Genomic DNA, 21,198 nt, shown 5'->3' on the forward strand with positions numbered 1-21,198 from the left:
AAGTGGGAGAGCGGAATATCTTATTGAGATATTCCGCTCGTCAATATTTCATCTCTTTTTTCTCTAAAAGAGAATGAAGGTGGTGCCTCACTCCACGTGTCGCCCTGTGTTTGATAAGGTCCGAAGACGAGTATCATGATGTTGGACGGTAGGCACCTTACTCTGGCGTCATTCCTGGCTTATGTGGTATGTTCCCACCCATATTGTGGACCGACATAAAAAGTTGAATGAGCAACTGATTTATATAATGCACAAGGCGTGCCAACTTTTAAAGAAATCTTTTAACAAACTGAAAATAAACAAAAAATAAAAATACCTCTCTGATATTTTATTTATAACTCTTTTTTATCTAGTTATAAAACAACCAAGCTGTCTCCATATCCAGACAGAGTTACCCTAAATTTAATAATTACTTATATTTCAATAAATTAAATGTCGCTAAAAAGAGACAAGTAAACTGGTAAGTGTCTCCGTTTTTACACAACAAAAAATAATTCTTTTATTATCAATAAAATAAAGCCTCTAACAATGTAGAGGCCTTATGTATTTATCTCTAAGATAATATTACATTTGATTAATCAAATTGTTTTCTTGCATTGCGGAATAAACGCATCCAAGGGCTGTCTTCACCCCAATTATCTGGATGCCAAGAATTACTGACTGTTCTAAACACTCGTTCTGGGTGAGGCATCATAATGGTTGAGCGACCATCTTTTGTAGTGACAGCAGTGATCCCTTTTACAGAGCCATTAGGATTTAATGGATATTGTTCTGTAGGATTACCGTAGTGATCCACAAAACGTAATCCCACTAAATTTTGTGCTTCTAGTTGTGCTAGTTGCTCAGCATTACGGAATTCAGCAAAACCCTCACCATGAGAAACTGCGATAGGCATTTGTGAACCCACCATACCTTGTAGTAATAATGATGGGCTTTCTGTCACTTTCACTAAACTAAAGCGCGCTTCAAAACGCTCAGAACGATTGCGAACAAAACGAGGCCACAAATCTGCACCTGGAATAAGTTCTGATAATGTCGACATCATTTGGCAACCATTACAGACCCCTAGGGATAAGGTATCTTGGCGTTCAAAGAATTGGGCAAACTCATCACGTAAGCGAGAATTAAATAAGATGGACTTCGCCCAGCCTTCCCCCGCACCTAATACGTCACCGTAAGAGAATCCACCACAAGCCACCAGCACATCAAAATCACTGAGTGAACGTCGTGATGAATGTAAGTCACTCATATGAACGTCGATAGCATCAAAACCAGCCCTGTCAAAAGCAGCCGCCATTTCAACATGAGAGTTAACACCTTGCTCTCTTAAAACCGCAATACGAGGGCGGCTCCCTGTTGCAATATAAGGTGCAGCAATATCTTCATTTGGATCAAAGGTTAACTTCACATTTAACCCAGGATCGTTGAGATCTTGTTTTGCTTGATGCTCTTCATCCGCACACTCTGGATTATCACGTAAGCGTTGCATTTGCCATGTTGTTTCTGCCCACCAAAGACGCAATGTACTGCGTTTTTCGTTGTAAACTTCCGTTTCACGACTTTGGATAATAATGGCATCATTTTCTGTTGCTTGACCTAAATAATGTAAACAATCCGATAAACCATATTCAGCAAATAATGCTTCGACGACTTCTTGATGTTCAGCACGAATTTGGATCACACCACCGAGCTCTTCATTAAAGAGTCCAGCTAAAATATCTTCATCATAAGCACTGATATCAACGTGTAAGCCACAATGGCCTGTAAATGCCATTTCTACAAGAGTGACAAATAACCCACCATCAGAGCGATCGTGATAGGCCAACAATTTGCCTTCATTGACCAATTGTTGCATCACATTGAAGAACTGTTTCAACTGTTCAACATCACGAAGATCAGCCGCTTTCTGACCTAATTGGCGATAAACTTGAGCTAGTGCCGTTGCACCTAATGCATTATGACCATTGCCCAAATCAATTAAATACAAGCGGTTTCCAGCTTGTGTTGATAATTCAGGCGTCACTGTTTTACGCACATCTTCAACACGAGAGAATGCTGTAATAACTAAAGATAGTGGAGAAGTAACCTCTTTGGTTTTCCCATCTTTATCTTGCCAGCGCGTCTTCATTGACATCGAATCTTTGCCCACAGGAATAGTAATACCTAGCTTTGGACATAACTCTTCACCAATGGCTTTCACTGCGTCATACAAACCTGCATCTTCACCCGGATGACCTGCTGCTGACATCCAGTTAGCCGAAAGCTTAATGCGATTAAGCGCTTCTACATCACAACCCGCCATATTTGTTAGTGCTTCACCGACAGCCATACGTGCAGAGGCAGCAAAATCTAACAGTGCGATAGGTGCTCGTTCACCAATAGACATAGCTTCGCCATAATAGCTATCTAATGTTGCTGTGGTAACAGCACAATTGGCAACCGGAATTTGCCAAGGCCCGACCATTTGATCACGCGCAACCATTCCTGTTACGGTACGGTCACCAATGGTAATTAAGAAGGTTTTTTCAGCAACGGCTGGTAAATGAAGAACACGATAGACGGCATCTTTTAAATCGATATCTTTACGGGAGAGATACTCACCTTCTGTTTTAAGTGATTTTACATCACGCAACATTTTAGGTGCTTTACCTAATAATATGTCTAATGGCATATCAATCGGCTTATTATCAAAGTGTGTATCATTGAGCACTAATTCACGCTCTTGCGTTGCTTCACCAATCACAGTATAAGGTGCTCTTTCACGCTGACATAACGCATCAAAAAGAGGCATTTTTTCAGGCGATACCGCTAATACATAACGCTCTTGAGATTCATTACACCAGATCTCAAGTGGGCTCATACCCGGTTCATCATTAAGAACATCACGTAATTCAAAACGACCACCACGACCGCCATCATTAACTAATTCAGGCATTGCATTAGAAAGACCACCAGCACCAACGTCATGAATAAATAAGATCGGGTTATCGTCACCTAATTGCCAGCAACGGTCGATAACTTCTTGGCAACGGCGTTCCATTTCTGGGTTATCACGCTGAACAGAGGCGAAATCTAAATCAGCATCTGATTGACCTGATGTCATAGAAGAAGCGGCACCACCACCAAGACCGATGTTCATAGAGGGTCCACCAAGTACAATTAACTTAGCACCAACTGTGATTTCGCCTTTTTGTACGTGATCTTCACGAATATTACCAATACCCCCTGCTAACATGATGGGTTTATGGTAGCCGCGAATTTCAACACCATTGTGGCTATTTACTTGTTCTTCATAGGTTCTGAAATAACCTAATAATGCCGGACGACCGAATTCATTATTAAATGCCGCACCACCTAGTGGACCTTCAGTCATAATGTCTAATGCATTAACAATACGCTCTGGTTTGCCAAAATCTTCTTCCCAAGGCTGTTCAAATCCCGGAATACGTAAGTTAGAAACCGAAAATCCAACTAGACCAGCTTTAGGTTTTGCACCGCGTCCCGTTGCGCCTTCATCTCGAATTTCACCGCCTGAACCCGTTGCAGCCCCCGGCCATGGTGAAATTGCTGTTGGGTGGTTATGTGTTTCTACTTTCATCAAGATATGTACAGGCTCTTGATGATAGTGATAATGCCCTTTTTCTGTATCAGGATAAAAACGCCCCGCCACAGAGCCTTCCATTACTGCCGCATTATCTTTATAAGCTGACATGACATAATCAGGCGTTTGCTCAAACGTATTTTTAATCATTTTAAATAATGATTTATCTTGAGCTTTACCATCAATTATCCAATCAGCATTAAATATTTTGTGGCGACAGTGTTCAGAGTTAGCTTGTGCAAACATATAAAGCTCAACATCTGTTGGATTACGCTGTAAGCGGTTAAAAGCATCGACTAAGTAATCAACTTCATCGTCTGCCAGCGCTAATCCCATTTCGATATTCGCTTTTATTAGTGCATCTTTGCCTTTTGCAAGCACATCAATCGTTTTTAGTGGTGCTGGCGTTTGCTCGGCAAAAAGTGCATTTACATCTTGATAATTTAAGAAGATGGTTTCCATCATTCGATCATGAATAAAACCATAAAGCTGTTGCCACTGATTGTCTGTCATCGTACCGCACTCAATAAAGTAGGCGATACCACGTTCAATTCGGACAACCTTGGCTAAACCACAGTTATGTGCAATATCTGTCGCTTTAGAAGACCAAGGTGAAATTGTTCCCGGGCGAGGTGTAACAACTCGCATTTCCCCAACAGGCTCATGTTCTGTTAATGAAGGTCCATAATGCAGTAGTTGACGTAATTTAGTTTGATCATCTTCAGATAACTGCCCTTCCACTTTCGCGAAATGGACAAATTCCGCGTATATACCTTGTACAGGAAGATCATTTTCCTGACATAGAGTGAGTAATTTATTAATACGAAACGCGGATAAAGCGGGGGAGCCACGCAGGATTTCCATAGTATTGAGTTCTCTCTTTTAGCAGCTAACCTGACCAATCATTCAGGGGAAACGCGCCTAGTATAATAGAATAACCGCTCAGACGAAACCGTTTGCGTGAACAAAATAACGGCATTTAACTTAGAGTGTTTTAATGATTAATTGGTGTAATCAAGTTGCGTCTTGCCAATATGTTAAGCAAAATGCTCGATTACTGGAAATTTATCCATGTTAAAATGACGATTTTACACACAACAATAAACAACGTTAACGAGAACCAACCTATTGAATAATATAAGGATAAACTATTTCGTTATCGTTATCATAGCGCTCTTTTCAGCGGCTATTATCGCGTTGAATATTACATGGCCAGATAGGCAAAAAGCGCAGATAAATAAGATTTTATCTCGTGGTGAGTTAAGAATTAGTACGATACCTTCACCATTGATAACGATGAACGATAAAAAGGACCCCGTAGGTTTCGATTATGAATTAGTGAAACGCTTTGCAGATTACCTAGGCGTGAAACTTGTCGTTAATATGCGGACAAATATCAACCAAATGTTTGATGATCTGGAGAATAATAAAGCTGACTTTATCGCCGCCGGATTACTTTATAATAAAGAGAGATTAGATACGACACGCAGTGGCCCTGCTTATTTTTCAGTTTCTCAACAGCTTATTTACCGTAAAGGGACATTAAGACCACGTAGTTTTGATTCGTTAGATGGGCGACTTGTTGTCACTGCTGGCTCAGCTCATGCAAGTTTATTGCGAACATTAAAAGAGACGCAATACCCCGAGCTTGAATGGGAAGAATCAGATAATCAGACGACCTCGCAACTGCTAGAAGCATTATCAGAAGGTAAAATAACCTATGTTCTAGCAGATTCCATCAGTGTTGCAGTACAACAACGCATTCATCCTAATGTTGCCGTAGGGTTTGAAGTCACTGAAAGCCGTCCACTAACGTGGTATTTGCCTGATGGTGAAGATAATAGCTTATATGCAGCGATGCTCGATTACTTTAATCAATTATCTCAAGAAGATGTGTTAGCAAGACTAGAAGAAAAATATTTTGGCCATGTAGGTACATTTGATTACTTCGATACTATCTCTTTTATTACAGCGATAGATTCTATTTTGCCAAACTATCAGCCTCTTTTTGAAAAGTATGCAGATACTTTCGATTGGCGGTTATTGGCAGCTATGGCATGGCAAGAATCACATTGGGATCCTCATGCTACATCACCAACTGGAGTTAGAGGATTGATGATGTTAACTCGCCCTACTGCATCAAGTATGGGCGTTACTGACAGGCTTGATCCCGAAGAGAGTGTTCGAGGAGGAGCACAATATCTTAAACATCTCCTTTCGCGCTTGCCGGATTCTATTCCAGAAGATGAAAAAATTTGGTTTGCATTGGCAGCATATAATATGGGATTTGGTCATATGCTTGATGCCAGAAGGCTTACGGAGCAACAAAATGCCGATCCTGATAGTTGGCTAGATGTAAAATCAAGATTACCTCTACTTAGCCAAAAGAAATATTATGCAGACCTCCCTTATGGCTATGCCAGAGGCCATGAGGCTTATCGCTATGTTGAAAACATTCGACGATATCAACTTAGCCTTGTCGGTTACCTTCAAGCCAAAGAGAGCAAAAATAAAATATTATCTAAAGATAAAGAGAATGATAACGATGAAGAGCAAGAAAGCTCATCATTATCATTGACTCAAGATATGGCTTATCAATAATTTTTGTACTTAAAAACAGCCTATTAAACAACATAGCCTCTTTTATAGAGGCTTATTTATTTCATTTCTACTATTCAAAAATCACTCCAACCATTAAAGCAATCCCTAAATTAATATTTTCTTAATATTAAAAATTGTTACATTTTGTCATGCTATTTTTTACCCAAAATAGGGAAAATTCATGTGTTAAAAAATGTAACACTCATTAGCCAAAACACTCGCCTAATGAGTAAATTGTATTTAAAATGATCCAATTAGTCATTTTAGGACTATCAGAATAAGTGAAATATAAGAAAAAATTAACTTAAATACGTAGGAATTATCTCATACGTTATTATTCATTTTATGATTATTATTTTGGGAGAAACTTTTTTCACGATAAAAATTAACCTAAACGCGTCATTATTAACATCTAACTTATTGAATTATATATATTGCGATAATCTATAATTGATTTTATTAATTTTTCTAACCTAATGTTAATAACATTACTTTTTGTAAAGTTAAAATAATGTTAATTGCATTGTCTATTAAATTTATCTGCCTGATAAACTTTTTCACCCATAAATTGAGTAATAAAAAGAATAAACCTACATAAAACTCTATTAATATGGAATAGGCAAGATTAAATATGAAAATTGAGTAAATCAACAAAATGTTATATCAAATAGAATGCCTTTGTTGATATCATATAAACCAGTCATTATTCGAAACAACTCGAAATATAATGCAAATCAATTTTTATATTCCGACACTAATATTATTTTTCTATAAATAATAATACGCACGATCTTCAAGGGATTATCTATAATGAAACTGAGTAAAATTGCTTTAGCTGCTGCTTTAGTATTTGGTATTAATTCTGTTGCAACTGCTGAAACTTCTGCACCAAAAGTTGGCGCAACTAAAGGCGAAATTCAATTAAAAGGTGAAATTGTTAATTCAGCTTGTGGATTAGCAGCTTCTTCAAGTCCTGTTATTGTTGATTTCAGTGAAATCCCAACTTCTGCATTAGCAAATATGCAGAAAGCAGGTAACGTTAAAAAAGATATCGAATTACAAGACTGTGATACTACCGTAGCAAAAACAGCTACTGTTAGCTATACACCAAGTGTTGTTAATGCAACAAATAAAGACTTAGCATCTTTCGTATCTGGCTCAGCTTCTGGTGCAGGTATCGGCTTAATGGATGCTGGCAGCAAATCAGTAAAATGGAACACAGCAACAACACCAGTACAATTAGTTAATGGTGTTTCTAAGATCCCATTCGTTGCTTACGTTCAAGCTGAATCAGCAGACGCAACTGTAACTCCAGGTGAATTCCAAGCCGTTATCAACTTCCAAGTTGATTATCAGTAATCGTTTTATTTATTTAAATTAATTAAATAATAAATTAATTACTGCATTAACGCAGGGGACTTCCTCTGCGTTAAATTTGATAAAACACTTCAATTTAATAAGAATAAAATAAAAAGTAATAAAATAAATATTCATTATTTAATTACTTTTTATTTTATTAATAATTAGGCGTTTATTCATGTTAATTTCTTTTTTTCACAGCACAATATGGAAAAACATTTGTGCCATTTTGCTATTGTGCTTAGCGTTTTTCGCTCAAGCCGAGCCTGATGATTCTGTGGAATTTAACATTCATATGCTAGATGCCGAAGACAGAGATAATGTCGATTTATCTCGTTTTGCAACCTCTAATTACATTATTCCGGGTATGTACTACTTAGATATCCGTATAAATGGTCGTGACTTCCCTCGCCAAAACATTAATTATGTTGAAGTGAAACCCAATTACTCCATCGCTTGTATTGATCCTACTCTTCTAAAAAAGTTAACAGTTAACGAAGAAAATCAAAAATTTATCGAAGAAATCTCACCAGATTGTTTCAATATTAGTCAATTACCAGGTATCTCTATCAAAAATGATGGCGGTATTCTCGATATTGTTATGCCTCGCTCACTAATGAAATATGAAGATGCGGATTGGACACCACCTGAATTGTGGGACCCAGGTGTATCTGGGTTATTAGTTGACTATACCTTAACAGGTACATCAACTCGCCCAAATCAAGGCAATAACAACAACTCATTAACAGGATATGGGCAAGCTGGAATTAACCTTGGTGAATGGCGACTACGTGCTGAATATCAAGGAAACTACTCATCTGAATATTCATCAAATAATAGCTTTGATTGGAATCAGATATACGCCTATAAACCATTACCTAACCTAGCTGCAAAATTAACGCTTGGTGAAACTTATTTAAACTCTCAAGTTTTTGATAGTTTTCGTTTTACAGGTGCCAATATACAAAGTGATGAAAGAATGTTACCCCCTTCTTTGCAAGGTTATGCACCTGAAATTCATGGCATCGCAAACACTAATGCCAAAGTGACTGTAACGCAAAACGGTCGCCTAATTTATGAAACTACGGTACCTGCGGGCCCTTTTGCTATTAAACATTTACAAGATACAGTACAAGGCCAATTAAATGTCAGAGTCGAAGAGCAAAACGGTAAAGTAAGCGAATTCCAAGTACAAACAGCCAATCTACCTTATATGACTCGCCCAGGCTCAGTGCGTTATAACACATCAATGGGTCAGTCATCGCTCAACAACCATAAAATGCAAGGTCCTGTTTTTTATCAAGGCGATTTTTCATGGGGTATGAACAACACATGGTCGCTGTATGGTGGGGTTTTGTTGACGGCTAAAGATTACAATGCGTGGTCATTAGGTTTAGGTCACGATATGGGGCGTTTAGGTACGCTTTCAGGTGATATTACTCAGTCTTATAGCAAAACTTATGATAATGAAAATATCAATGGGATGTCATTCAAACTGAACTACGCTAAAACCTTTGATGAGTACCATAGTACGATTACTTTTGCGGGTTATCGCTTTTCAGAGAAAACATTCCGATCTTTCTCTCAATATATGGATGAGCGTTACAACGATATTAATAACAATGGTTATGAAAAAGAGATGTATACCATTACAGGTAACAAAACTTTTTGGGCTGATGATATTGAAAAATCGACAACACTTTATCTCTCTTATCGACACCAAAACTATTGGGATAAAAAGACACAAGAACAGTATGGTGTTACGGTAAGCCGTAATTTTTCTATTATGGGTATAGAGCAGATTAATACTAACTTATCTGCCTTCCGTACTCAGCATAAAGGTAATACTGATGACAGTATTTCTTTTAATATTTCAGTTCCATTAGGAAGTGGTAAAAGCATTGGTTATAGCTTGCAAGACAGTAACGGAAAAGTGAACCAAATGGCCTCTTATTCTGATAATAGCAATTATAATAATCTATGGCGTGTCCGTGCAGGTTTAAGCTCAGACAATAAAGCCAATACTGATGGTTATTATCAACACCGTTCGCAATATGCAGAAATTAACGCCAATGCGAGCTATCAACAAGATAATTATGTTGCACTAGGTGCAACAGTTAAAGGCGGATTTACTGCAACACGCCACGGCGCTGCATTACATAGCAGTAGCATGACATCAAGTACTGCTCGCATGATGGTTGATACTGATGGCGTTGCAGGCGTACCATTTAATAATCAAAGCACAACGACAAACCTATTCGGTATTGGGGTATTAACTGACTTAACTAGTTATAACAATGTTGATGCTCGTATTGATGTTGATAAAATGGATTCAGATATTGAAACACACAAAGCCATTACTTCTGCCACATTAACTGAAGGCGCAATTGGCTACTATAAATTCCCTGTTCGCCAAGGTGAGCGCCTAATGGCTATCTTACAAACAGTCGATCAAAAACACCCGCCATTTGGTGCCGAAATCACCAATAAAAACGGTGAAAATATGGGAATGGTGATGGAAGATGGTTTAGTTTATATCGCCGGTGTTAACCTTAATGAATCATTAAACGTGATCTGGGGTGGTAAATCCCAGTGTACGATTACAATCCCAGCTGCAATTAACGATCCACTAAAACATGAATTGTTATTATGTCAGGGATTTTAATGAATAAAATGAATTACTAGAGATAATTGTATGAACTCATTCAACACACTTAAAACGCTTTTTTGTGGCTCATTAATTGCACTTAGCATTGTGAGTACGACTCAAGCAGGCGTGTCATTAGATAGAACTCGCATTGTACTAATGGGCAACGAAAACTCAGCTAGCGTAAACCTAAAAAATACTAGCCCTGATATTCCTTTCTTAGCGCAATCATGGGTTGAAAATGAACACGGACAAAAAATCGCTTCTCCTTTAGTAGCATTGCCACCTTTACAGCGTCTTGATGGTGATCAAAAAGGCGTGGTTAGAATTACCAAAACAGCAGAAATTGGTCTTTTGCCACAAGATAGAGAATCACTGTTTTATTTAAATGTGCGTGAAATTCCACCAGCACCAAAACAAGCTAACGTGTTGCAAATGGCAATGCAGTCTCGCATTAAATTATTCTACCGCCCAACCACCATTATTCCTGAAAAGCCAGGCATGGTTTGGCAAGATCAATTAGTGTTTAAAAAACAAGGCAATCAATTTATTGCAGAAAATCCGACACCTTATTACATCACAATTATCGGGCTTTCTAATAAGTTGAATGGTGAGGATAGCGATAAGTTAACTACCTTCCCTGGTTTAATGGTTGCGCCTAAATCATCACTGGAAATTCCAGTTAAAACCAGCAACATAAATCAATTTTACATGATGTATGTAAATGATTACGGCGGACATCCAGAATTAAAATTTGTTTGCCAACAAAATAGCTGTAAAGCAGCACCTAAAGAACAACAACCCAAATATTAATTAACTTGACGCCGGTAGGAATAAAATGAAATTAACAACAGTAAATTTTTATTTCAATACGCTAAAATTACTTTTTACTGGCGCAATGTTATGTACTCCAGTTGTGGCATCTGCTTATATTCATGGTGAAGTTCGCACTGTTGGAGGCCCTAATATTTTTAGAGTTGCATTAAATAACGCAACATTTCCTAATAACCGACCTGGCGAAACGGCCACAGTAAACTTTTCTTTGCCTGACAGATACTTAGCAACGGTTTATTGCCCTAAAGATCCCTTAGTTCCGAATTCTCGCACTTATTATATGGCAAATTCTGACCTACGCTATTTAGGTAATAATTACTATGAACTGAATGAATATGTCGATGTTCAGATCAAGTTTTCTATTTGGGGTCCTGAATCACTTCCTACTGTTCCTTTTATTGAAAAACCGAACAATCGAAATGGGCAACAAGGTTGCCGTGTCCCTGAATCACCAAAACCCAACATGTCATCAGGAAGTAGTGGTGTATTAGTCTTTCGCTTGAAAAAACCGATTATTAATGGGGTTTCATTAACAGGACAAGCTGTAGCTCAAATGTATGCACGTGTAGGTAATGGCTTATATCAAGAATATGGCCCTGAGCCAATTTCAAAATTAGTGATTAGTTCAGGAATATTAACCACGGAAGATAGATGTACATTTAATAATGGCTCTCCAATTACCTTTGATTTTGGCAATGTCGGTAATACCTCTGACTATTTAAATGGTCAAAACTACAAGATCACGCGCAATATTCCCATCAAGTGTGAAGGTGGAAGTTTTACTAATCCTAACAGTAGAATTATGTTCAAAATTCAAACTGGGAGCTCAGGTATCGCTAGTTTTAACCCTAATTATCTTGGCACAACAGGACCTGTAGATAGAACTAATTTAGGTATTGTTTTAAGAGACAAATCAGGAGCGATTGTGCCACCTAATCAATATTTTTCTGTCGGGAAACTGAATAATTTTAAAGGAAACTGGGAAGTCACAGCAGCTCCTATTGCAAAAACAGGTAGCAAAATTACAGAAGGTGAATTTTCAGCACATGCCACATTAGTTGCGGAGTTTATGTAATGGAAAACCCAATAACAAAATCTGCTATTTCTCTTTTATTATTACTTTCACCTTCCGCTTTTGCTGTGACCGAGCTTATTGGTGGTGATATGGAATTTAAAGGTGTTGTGGTTGCACATGGTTGTACTATTGTTGCTGGTGATGAAAATAAAGTAATTGACTTCAAGCAGATATCAGCAAAAGATCTTTATACTTTTCAAAAAAGTGAACCTGTTGCTTTTAGTATTAGTTTAGAAAATTGCAGTCAAGATATTTATAAAAGCGTCACGATTACGTTAGATGGGAAAGAGCATCCTACAATGCCCGATCACCTTGCTGTTGTTGGCACAGGATCTGAAGATCCTAAAAGTATTGGGATTGTATTTACAGATGTTCAGCGCAATGTTATCCAATTAAAAAAGCCGAGCTCAACTCGACTTCTTAATAATAAACGTATTCAGTTTAATTTTATGACATATGTTGAGGCGTCACCCTCTGCACTGAAAAATCAAACATTGCTCACTGGCCCATTCCAAGCACAAGCAACGTATACCCTTAATTATCAGTAAACAGGTATTATTCTTTTATGGCTGGTTCAGTATTGATTATAACTGGACTGTTTTTTTGCTTTTTAAGTTGTTTCTTTTCAGCCCTTCTCATTTTAAAAAATTGGCTTAAAAGCTGTGAACACTCTTCACCTAATACACCTGATGTTATCTCAACTTTATGGTTCATTCCGGGATGCTGTAAAATATCAATAAATGAACCAGCTGCGCCAGTTTTTAAATCTGAGGCGCCGTAAACTACGCGTTTTACCCGACTATGCACAATCGCTCCTGCACACATCACACAAGGTTCTAGGGTAATATAAAGAGTTGTATCAAGTAGACGATAATTTTGTAAATGCTTTCCCCCTTTGCGTAATGCCATAATCTCTGCATGTGCAGTGGGGTCGTTATCGATAATTGAATGATTCCATCCTTTAGCAATGATTTTATTATCAACGACTAACACTGCGCCCACTGGTATTTCACCGATTTCTTGTGCTTTTTGCGCTTGCTCAATCGCTTTATGCATCCAATAAATATCATCTTTAACTTTATTCACAAGGATATCTCTTCATGATCATATAGCGGGATATTGTACCCTGTTTTCTATTGATAACTAAAGAGATTGTCTTGAATTCTTTATGACAAAGATAGCAAGATGAAACTTTAGTTTACGCGCGCTTCTGTGGCTAATTTGATAGCTAAAGCCCCTAAGATTGTTGCCATAAACCAACGTTGAATGAGTGCCCAACGAGGCCTTTGCATAAAGAACCCTGCAATAGAGCCAGCGGCAATAACAATCAATGCATTTACTGCGATGCTAATAATAATTTGAATACTACCTAATACTAATGATTGATTTAAAACGCTGCCATTTTGAATGCTAATAAATTGAGGCAACAGTGATAAATACATCAATGCAATCTTAGGATTCAATAGATTGGTAACAAACCCCATAACAAAGAGCTTTGTTGTATTGCCTGAAAGCAATTTTTTTGGATGAAAGATAGAACGCCCACCAGGTTTAATAGATTGCCAAGCTATATAAAAAAGGTAAATCGCACCACAAATCTTCAATGCATCATAAGCATAAGGTACAGCCATAAAAATGGCTGTAATACCAAATGCCGCTAATAACATATAAAAAATATAGCCGACAGCCACACCGATTAGTGAAATAAATCCGGCTTTTTTCCCTTGAGAGATTGAACGTGAAATCAGGTAAATCATATTAGGACCTGGAGTTAACACTAATCCCAAAGATAAAAGCGCAAACGTCCAAATATTAAACAGTGTTGGCATAAAATACCCCTTATGTTATTGCATTATTTAACATCAATAACAGGGTATTAGGTGTGCTGAATACCACAAAATATGCCCATAATAAAAAATATTTTTTTATAGTCTATCTGATATTTTACGACTCATAAGATAAATGTTACTCTTGCGAGGTTTTTTACTCTGCAAAATATACACCTATTAAATAGGTAAAATAAAATCATTAACAATGCAGAAATTTAAGATAAAAATAAATACAATTACTAAATTGTATTAGTAATAATTATACATGTAACATATAAGTGCAAGATATAAGTTACTGAAATTTAATAATTTATATATTAAGTGACTGATATGGCTTTACTAATTACGAAGAAATGCATCAACTGTGATATGTGTGAACCCGAGTGCCCAAATGATGCGATTTCAATGGGGGATGAAATTTATGAAATTAATCCTGATCTTTGCACTGAATGCGTAGGACATTACGATAAACCGACTTGCCAATCGGTTTGTCCGATTACTAACACGATCATCACTGATCCTGCTCATACTGAATCTCAAGATGAATTATGGGAAAAATTTGTGTTGATCCACCATGCAGATAAGCTCTAAACCTTAGTCAATGATTTTGTGGGTGATAAATCTAAGAGAGCTATTTTTCTAAAATAACTGTCGCACAAGCATAACGCTGTTCATCAGCAAGTGTTACGTGAATAGAGTTTATCCCCGCTTTCTCTGCCATCTCTTTTGCAATCGCTAAAAAATGCAGTGTAGGTTTGCCTAACTCATCATTACGCACTTCAAAATGATTAAAAGCCAATCCTAAACGGATGCCTGTTCCTAATGCTTTTGCCGCCGCCTCTTTTACTGCAAACCGTTTAGCTAAAAAGCGTATTGGCTGTTTATGGGATTGATAGATTTCCCATTCGGTATCAGTAAGAATACGACGAGCAAGGCGTTCACCAGAACGCCCTATAATATCTTCGATACGCGATATCTCAACGATATCCATACCTAAGCCAACAATAGCCATTAGCGACGCGCTTCTCGCATTAAGCGTTTCATTTCTTCAACCGCTGGTGCTAATCCACTAAATACGGCTCTACCAATAATTGCATGGCCAATATTCAGTTCATAAAGTTCAGGTAATGCGGCAATACGTTGTACGTTGTGGTAATGCAAACCATGTCCCGCATTCACTTTTAAGCCTTTAGATGCGGCGTAAGTCACTGCATCACGAATACGGACAAACTCTTTTTCTTGAGCCATTTCATCTTCAGCGTCAGCATAAGCACCAGTGTGGATCTCAATAAAAGGTGCACCAACACGATCGGCTGCGTTAATTTGCTCATGATCAGGGTCAATAAACAGAGAAACTTTGATACCCGCTAAAGATAAGCGTTTAATTGCATCAGCAACTTTTGCTTCATTGCCAACAACATCTAAACCACCTTCTGTTGTCACTTCTTGGCGTTTTTCAGGTACTAAGCAGCAAAAATCAGGCTGAGTTTGACAAGCTATCTCAATCATCTCTTCAGTAACTGCCATTTCCAGATTTAATCTTGTCTGAACCGTTTGGCTTATCAACATTAAATCGCGATCAGTGATATGACGTCTATCTTCACGTAAATGGATAGTAATACCATCAGCACCAGCTTGTTCTGCAATAAAAGCCGCTTGAACAGGATCGGGATACGTTGTGCCTCGGGCATTACGAAGGGTGGCGATATGGTCAATATTAACGCCAAGTAGAATATCAGACATGCTCTTCTCCTGAAAAATAACGTTGCATTACCTTAGTTTACACATTCCATAGAGAAGAAAAAGACAATATTACTGTTCTGCCATCAATGCTCTTTTCTTTGGGGATTTTTTAATGGCAAATTGTCTAAAAAGTTCTCTACTTTTTAATGGTTTTCCGCCTAAATAGGGCTTCAATGCCATTCGAGTAAACCTTTTCGCCGCTTTTAATGTTTCAACAGTAGGAAATTCGCGACTGGCTAAGGATTTTAATTCAAATCCCGTAAAACTATTATGATCAACCACTAAACTCGCAATAAAACCTTTTTCTTCCCGATAACGATAGGTCATCGAATCTGAAACAGGCTCTCCACTTCCGGCACAATGCAGAAAATCTAAGCCATAGCCAAGTTGTGTTAATAACGCAAGTTCAAAGCGTCTTAGTGCCGCTTCGGGTGTGATATCGCTAGCAGCAAGAATTTGCAAACAGGAGAGGTATTCAAAAAAAAGTACACTATAAGACGTACCATTTTCTAAAACGCGAGACAATAACTCATTAAGATACAAGCCACTGTATAGTACAGAGCCTGTCAGTGGTAATGCTAAAGAGATAGGTTCAGCATCACGAAGTGTTTTAACTTCTCCTCGCCCACTCCAACGAATGAGCAAAGGAGTAAAAGGTTGAAGTGCCCCTTTTAAGGGTGAACGACGGCCTCGCGCACCTTTTGACAATATGCGTACTCGCCCTTCATTTTCAGTGAAAAAATCGAGTAATAAACTCGTTTCACTGTAAGGTCGAGCATGGATAACGAATGCACGTTGCCAGCCATCCACTTCAGTTACCTACTTTAAATCGTCCACATAGCCAAGGCTACGTAAAGCACGTTCATCATCAGCCCAGCCCGCTTTGACTTTCACCCAAAGTTCTAAGTGAACTTTGTTTTCAAATAAGTCTTCCATATCCATACGGGCTTCAGTACCAATTTTCTTGATTTTCGCACCTTTATTACCAATAACCATTTTCTTCTGGCCTTCACGTTCAACCAGAATTAATCCGTGGATATCATAGCCACCACGCTCATTGGTAACGAATTGCTCAATTTCAACAGTGACAGAATAAGGTAATTCTTCACCCAAAAAGCGCATCAATTTTTCACGAATAATTTCTGATGCCATAAAACGCTGAGAGCGATCAGTAATATAATCTTCAGGGAAATGATGAGTCGCTTCTGGTAAACATTTACGTACGATTTTCGCTATCGTATCGATATTCATGTCTTTTTCAGCACTGATTGGTACAACATCAAGAAAATCCATTTGTTGGCTTAAAAAGCCAATGTGTGGAAGTAACTTGGTTTTATCAGTTACGTTATCCACTTTATTAATTGCTAATAAAACAGGGCAGCGTAATGATTTTAATTTATTTAACACCATTTCGTCATCAGGCGTCCAATTGGTGCCTTCAACAACGAAAATAACCAATTCAACATCACCTATTGAACTGCTTGCTGCACGGTTCATTAGTCTGTTGATGGCTCGCTTTTCTTCGATATGCAAGCCCGGTGTATCCACATAAATCGCTTGGTAAGCACCATCTGTATCAATACCCATGATACGGTGACGCGTAGTTTGCGGTTTACGTGATGTAATAGAAACTTTCTGCCCCAGTAATTGGTTCAGTAGTGTTGATTTTCCCACATTTGGGCGACCGACTATCGCAATAAATCCGCAATAGGTTTGTTCTTCGCTCATTCAAGCTCCAGTTGTATTAATGCCTGTTCAGCAGCGGCCTGTTCAGCTTTACGACGGCTTGTACCCATCCCTTTGACAGGTTGTTCGATACCGCTTATCTGACAATGGATCGTAAACTCTTGATCATGGGCTTCGCCACGAACCTGTACCACAATATAAGAAGGTAATGGTAAATGACGGCCTTGCAGATACTCTTGCAAACGAGTTTTAGGATCTTTTTGCTTATCGCCTGGGCTAATTTCAGCCAAACGATTCTCATACCAGTTTAAAATAATTTTTTCGATATTTTGAATATCACTATCGAGGAAAATTGCACCAATTAAAGCTTCCACCGTATCCGCTAAAATTGATTCGCGACGAAAGCCACCGCTTTTTAATTCCCCTGGGCCTAAACGTAGACATTCACCTAATTCAAATTCACGTGCTAATTCAGCGAGTGTATTTCCACGAACAAGTGTTGCTCTCATTCGGCTCATATCACCTTCATCAACACGAGGAAAGCGATGATAAAGTGCGTTAGCAATTACATAGCTTAGAATTGAATCACCTAAAAATTCTAAACGTTCATTATGTTTACTGCTGGCACTGCGATGCGTTAAAGCCTGTAGTAATAATTCATTTTGCGTAAAAGTATAGCCCAGTTTCTTTTGTAACTGGTTTATTAATAAAGTATTCATGTGCGATCAATTCCATAACTTAATTTGAAGCACACGCAACAAATCTGTTTAAGACAACGAGAAATTATCGAGTTGGATAACAGAACTGTTGCGTTTGCACTGGCTCCTGTCAATAACAGGAGCCAATCATATTTAAAGAAGCGACACATTCTACACTTAGATAAGAAGGAATGCTGTCGCTATTTTGTTAATAATTACTTAATGCCACCGATACGGCTAAAACGAACGCCTGTTGGCCATTCATTCTCTACTTTTTCAAAGCTCATCCAAATTGTTGTCGCTTTACCTACTAAGTTTTTCTCTGGAACAAAGCCCCAGAAGCGACTATCTGAACTACCGTCTCGATTATCACCCATCATAAAGTAATGACCTTCAGGAACAATCCATGTACCAACAGGTAATCCGGGTTGTATAAACTCTGGCATCGTCATATCACCGGGTATTGTCATGATGCGGTGAGAGACTTTATCAATAGTTTCTACTCTTTCTTCTTCACGTAATTGAGTTGCTGTTGAAATAGGCTCCTCAATTGGAATAGATTTCATACCATTAATACGCTGACCACCCGGTACATTTTGTAATAATAACGTCCATTCACTTGGATAAGCAGTACCATAAGTTACTGATATTTCTTCATTACAAATGGTTTTATCACAATTTGGATAGATATGAAGTTTTTTCGACACCATATCATAAACAATTTTATCGCCCGGTAATCCAATAACACGTTTAATAAAGTCAGTAGAAGGATCACGAGGATATTTAAATACGGCGATATCACCTCGTTTAGGTTTCCCTGTATTAATTAACGTGGTTTGTGTAATTGGATCTTTTAATCCATAAGCAAACTTTTCAACCAAGATAAAATCGCCAACCAATAAGGTTGGCATCATGGAACGAGAAGGTATTTGAAACGGCTCATACACAAATGAACGCAGAACCAAAACAATAATCAAAACTGGGAATAAAGAGCCTAATGTCTCTGCCCAGCTTGGTTTATTAATTGATTTTGCTAACTCTTGCTGATCCTCGGTCCCTTGCGTCATCTCTTGAAGACGCTTTAGTTTTGCTTTTCGGGCTGGTTTGAGTTTAAAGCGCTCAATTCCCCAAAAAACTCCCGTTATTAGCGTTGCCAGCGTTAGGATCAAGGCAAACGTGTTAGCCATGTTTTCTCCTTAAATTATTTATCTTTACCAACATGAAGAATGGCTAAAAACGCTTCTTGTGGTAGCTCTACGTTACCAATTTGCTTCATACGTTTTTTACCATCTTTCTGTTTCTGTAACAGTTTCTTCTTACGGCTAACGTCACCGCCATAACATTTGGCTAATACGTTTTTACGTAACTGTTTAACAGTTGAACGAGCAATAATATGGTTACCAATTGCCGCTTGGATAGCGATATCAAACTGTTGGCGTGGAATAAATTCTTTCATTTTTTCCACCAGCTCACGACCACGATAAGGTGCATTATCGTTATGTGTAATCAATGCTAAAGCATCAACGCGATCACCATTAATCAAGACATCTACACGTACCATGTTAGAGCCTTGGAAACGAATAAAGTTATAGTCTAAAGAAGCATAACCGCGTGATGTTGATTTTAAACGGTCAAAGAAATCTAATACCACTTCAGCCATCGGAATTTCATAAGTCAATGAAACCTGATTACCATGATAGACCATATTGGTTTGAACGCCGCGTTTTTCGATACATAAAGTAATTACGTTACCTAAGTATTCTTGCGGTAATAACATATGACATTCAGCAATAGGTTCTCTGATTTCTTCGATATTATTCAGTGGTGGTAATTTAGACGGGCTATCCACTAACACAATATCACCGTTAGTCATTTCAACTTCATAAACTACGGTTGGAGCTGTTGTGATCAGGTCGAGGTCATATTCACGTTCTAAACGTTCTTGAATAATCTCCATATGAAGAAGACCCAAGAAACCACAACGGAAACCGAAACCTAACGCTGTTGAGCTTTCTGGCTCATAGAATAATGAAGCATCGTTCAGGCTTAATTTGCCTAATGCATCACGGAATGATTCATAGTCGTCAGAGCTAATTGGGAATAAACCCGCATAAACTTGTGGCTTAACTTTTTTAAAGCCAGGCAATGGCTTATCTGCTGGTTTTTGCGCTGCTGTTAAAGTATCCCCAACAGGTGCACCTAAAATATCTTTAATACCACAAACAACCCAGCCTACTTCACCACAATTTAGCGTGGTTGTATCAATTTGTTTTGGTGTAAAAATACCAATACGGTCAATGTTATAAACCTGTCCCGTACTCATTACCTTGATTTTATCGTTTTTGCTGACTTTACCATTTTTCACACGGATCAATGAAACAACACCAAGGTAATTATCAAACCAAGAGTCAATAATCAGTGCTTGTAATGGAGCGTCTGCATCACCTTCAGGTGCTGGAATTTCTTTAACAAGACGTTCGATAACTTCTTTGACACCAATACCTGTTTTTGCAGAGCAACGCACTGCATCTGTGGCATCGATGCCCACAATGTCTTCAATCTCTTCAGCAACACGCTCAGGCTCTGCTGCTGGTAAGTCTATTTTATTTAAAACAGGAACGACGGTGAGATCCATATCCATCGCGGTATAGCAGTTTGCTAATGTTTGCGCTTCAACCCCTTGCCCAGCATCTACGACCAATAACGCGCCTTCACACGCAGCGAGTGAACGAGATACTTCATAAGAGAAGTCAACGTGTCCTGGGGTATCGATAAAGTTAAGCTGATAAACTTCACCGTCATCAGCGGTGTAATTCAAGGTTACGCTTTGCGCTTTGATTGTAATACCACGTTCACGCTCAAGATCCATAGAATCAAGAACCTGCGCAGCCATTTCACGATCTGATAAGCCACCACAAATTTGAATAATTCGATCTGATAACGTCGATTTACCGTGGTCAATATGTGCGATAATGGAAAAGTTACGTATGTTTTTCATTCTGAAATTATTTTTCTCTATTGCTTTGCTCTATAAATCTGGCTTTGGCGTCATTCATGGACACAAAGCGAAAACTCTATATTGCAGGAGTTATTATTGATGACGCATTCTACACACTAGAGACATT

At 38.2% G+C, this 21,198-nt stretch carries 17 protein-coding genes; 7 read left to right on the forward strand and 10 right to left on the reverse strand.

The genetic code is table 11. The features are described from left to right. Window positions 1–574 precede the first annotated feature (574 nt). Window positions 575–4,465 carry a phosphoribosylformylglycinamidine synthase gene (gene purL / locus ACWPWK_RS04315; protein WP_109370971.1) on the reverse strand — a complete coding sequence of 1,297 codons (3,891 nt, stop codon included), beginning with the start codon at window positions 4,463–4,465 and terminating at the stop codon, window positions 575–577. 264 nt (window positions 4,466–4,729) lie between these two features. Between purL and mltF the strand changes: the two genes are divergently transcribed. From mltF to ACWPWK_RS04345, 6 genes are all read left to right on the forward strand, one after another. Beyond that, on the forward strand, window positions 4,730–6,202 hold the full coding sequence (gene mltF / locus ACWPWK_RS04320; RefSeq protein ID WP_109370972.1) for a membrane-bound lytic murein transglycosylase MltF: 1,473 nt from the start codon (window positions 4,730–4,732) through the stop codon (window positions 6,200–6,202). An 810-nt stretch (window positions 6,203–7,012) separates the two neighbouring features. After that, the gene (locus tag ACWPWK_RS04325) at window positions 7,013–7,561 is read left to right on the forward strand and encodes a fimbrial protein (RefSeq protein ID WP_109370973.1); all 549 of its coding nucleotides are present in this window, start codon (window positions 7,013–7,015) and stop codon (window positions 7,559–7,561) included. 178 nt (window positions 7,562–7,739) lie between these two features. After that, window positions 7,740–10,226: a fimbria/pilus outer membrane usher protein gene (locus ACWPWK_RS04330; RefSeq protein ID WP_109370974.1), complete on the forward strand. Its 2,487-nt coding sequence runs from the start codon at window positions 7,740–7,742 to the stop codon at window positions 10,224–10,226. A 30-nt stretch (window positions 10,227–10,256) separates the two neighbouring features. Further along, window positions 10,257–11,021: a fimbrial biogenesis chaperone gene (locus ACWPWK_RS04335; protein ID WP_109370975.1), complete on the forward strand. Its 765-nt coding sequence runs from the start codon at window positions 10,257–10,259 to the stop codon at window positions 11,019–11,021. A gap of 25 nt (window positions 11,022–11,046) precedes the next feature. Next, window positions 11,047–12,117, forward strand: coding sequence for a fimbrial protein (locus ACWPWK_RS04340; RefSeq protein ID WP_109370976.1), 1,071 nt, complete (start codon window positions 11,047–11,049; stop codon window positions 12,115–12,117). Continuing rightward, complete coding sequence (locus tag ACWPWK_RS04345) at window positions 12,117–12,665, forward strand: fimbrial protein (RefSeq protein WP_109370977.1); 549 nt, start codon at window positions 12,117–12,119, stop codon at window positions 12,663–12,665. The genes ACWPWK_RS04340 and ACWPWK_RS04345 overlap by 1 nt, the downstream gene beginning before the upstream one ends. Before the next feature lie 7 nt (window positions 12,666–12,672). On the opposite strand, the gene tadA is transcribed toward ACWPWK_RS04345, so the two are convergent. Next, window positions 12,673–13,203, reverse strand: coding sequence for a tRNA adenosine(34) deaminase TadA (gene tadA, locus ACWPWK_RS04350; protein WP_109370978.1), 531 nt, complete (start codon window positions 13,201–13,203; stop codon window positions 12,673–12,675). Window positions 13,204–13,310: 107 nt separating this feature from the next. Continuing rightward, window positions 13,311–13,946: a LysE family translocator gene (locus ACWPWK_RS04355; RefSeq protein WP_109370979.1), complete on the reverse strand. Its 636-nt coding sequence runs from the start codon at window positions 13,944–13,946 to the stop codon at window positions 13,311–13,313. 330 nt (window positions 13,947–14,276) lie between these two features. Between ACWPWK_RS04355 and ACWPWK_RS04360 the strand changes: the two genes are divergently transcribed. Next, window positions 14,277–14,537 (forward strand): YfhL family 4Fe-4S dicluster ferredoxin, encoded by a 261-nt coding sequence (locus ACWPWK_RS04360; protein WP_109370980.1) that lies wholly within the window; start codon window positions 14,277–14,279, stop codon window positions 14,535–14,537. 40 nt (window positions 14,538–14,577) lie between these two features. Here the strand turns inward: ACWPWK_RS04360 and acpS are convergent, their stop codons facing one another. From acpS to lepA, 7 genes are all read right to left on the reverse strand, one after another. Continuing rightward, on the reverse strand, window positions 14,578–14,958 hold the full coding sequence (gene acpS / locus ACWPWK_RS04365) for a holo-ACP synthase (protein WP_109370981.1): 381 nt from the start codon (window positions 14,956–14,958) through the stop codon (window positions 14,578–14,580). Then, entirely contained in the window at window positions 14,958–15,689 is a 732-nt protein-coding gene (pdxJ, locus tag ACWPWK_RS04370; RefSeq protein ID WP_075673670.1) for a pyridoxine 5'-phosphate synthase, read from the reverse strand. The genes acpS and pdxJ overlap by 1 nt, the downstream gene beginning before the upstream one ends. A gap of 69 nt (window positions 15,690–15,758) precedes the next feature. Continuing rightward, on the reverse strand, window positions 15,759–16,499 hold the full coding sequence (gene recO, locus ACWPWK_RS04375) for a DNA repair protein RecO (protein WP_109370982.1): 741 nt from the start codon (window positions 16,497–16,499) through the stop codon (window positions 15,759–15,761). A 9-nt stretch (window positions 16,500–16,508) separates the two neighbouring features. Further along, a complete protein-coding gene (gene era, locus ACWPWK_RS04380; RefSeq protein ID WP_023581601.1) occupies window positions 16,509–17,417 on the reverse strand; it encodes a GTPase Era in 909 nt (302 codons plus the stop codon). Next, a complete protein-coding gene (gene rnc / locus ACWPWK_RS04385; RefSeq protein WP_075673668.1) occupies window positions 17,414–18,094 on the reverse strand; it encodes a ribonuclease III in 681 nt (226 codons plus the stop codon). Before rnc ends, era begins: the two co-directional genes overlap by 4 nt. A gap of 194 nt (window positions 18,095–18,288) precedes the next feature. After that, on the reverse strand, window positions 18,289–19,260 hold the full coding sequence (lepB, locus tag ACWPWK_RS04390) for a signal peptidase I (protein ID WP_109370983.1): 972 nt from the start codon (window positions 19,258–19,260) through the stop codon (window positions 18,289–18,291). A 14-nt stretch (window positions 19,261–19,274) separates the two neighbouring features. After that, a complete protein-coding gene (lepA, locus tag ACWPWK_RS04395; RefSeq protein ID WP_109370984.1) occupies window positions 19,275–21,071 on the reverse strand; it encodes a translation elongation factor 4 in 1,797 nt (598 codons plus the stop codon). Window positions 21,072–21,198 lie beyond the last annotated feature (127 nt).

This window comes from Proteus sp. Marseille-Q3619, from assembly GCF_965283115.1.

Coding starts and splice junctions, on each gene's coding strand:
- rnc (WP_075673668.1), bottom strand. CDS start 18,094: ATGAATACTTTATTAATAAACCAGTTACAAAAGAAACTGGGCTATACT.
- pdxJ (WP_075673670.1), bottom strand. CDS start 15,689: ATGTCTGATATTCTACTTGGCGTTAATATTGACCATATCGCCACCCTT.
- ACWPWK_RS04340 (WP_109370976.1), top strand. CDS start 11,047: ATGAAATTAACAACAGTAAATTTTTATTTCAATACGCTAAAATTACTT.
- ACWPWK_RS04345 (WP_109370977.1), top strand. CDS start 12,117: ATGGAAAACCCAATAACAAAATCTGCTATTTCTCTTTTATTATTACTT.
- era (WP_023581601.1), bottom strand. CDS start 17,417: ATGAGCGAAGAACAAACCTATTGCGGATTTATTGCGATAGTCGGTCGC.
- ACWPWK_RS04355 (WP_109370979.1), bottom strand. CDS start 13,946: ATGCCAACACTGTTTAATATTTGGACGTTTGCGCTTTTATCTTTGGGA.
- ACWPWK_RS04330 (WP_109370974.1), top strand. CDS start 7,740: ATGTTAATTTCTTTTTTTCACAGCACAATATGGAAAAACATTTGTGCC.
- purL (WP_109370971.1), bottom strand. CDS start 4,465: ATGGAAATCCTGCGTGGCTCCCCCGCTTTATCCGCGTTTCGTATTAAT.
- ACWPWK_RS04325 (WP_109370973.1), top strand. CDS start 7,013: ATGAAACTGAGTAAAATTGCTTTAGCTGCTGCTTTAGTATTTGGTATT.
- acpS (WP_109370981.1), bottom strand. CDS start 14,958: ATGGCTATTGTTGGCTTAGGTATGGATATCGTTGAGATATCGCGTATC.
- ACWPWK_RS04335 (WP_109370975.1), top strand. CDS start 10,257: ATGAACTCATTCAACACACTTAAAACGCTTTTTTGTGGCTCATTAATT.
- lepA (WP_109370984.1), bottom strand. CDS start 21,071: ATGAAAAACATACGTAACTTTTCCATTATCGCACATATTGACCACGGT.
- ACWPWK_RS04360 (WP_109370980.1), top strand. CDS start 14,277: ATGGCTTTACTAATTACGAAGAAATGCATCAACTGTGATATGTGTGAA.
- lepB (WP_109370983.1), bottom strand. CDS start 19,260: ATGGCTAACACGTTTGCCTTGATCCTAACGCTGGCAACGCTAATAACG.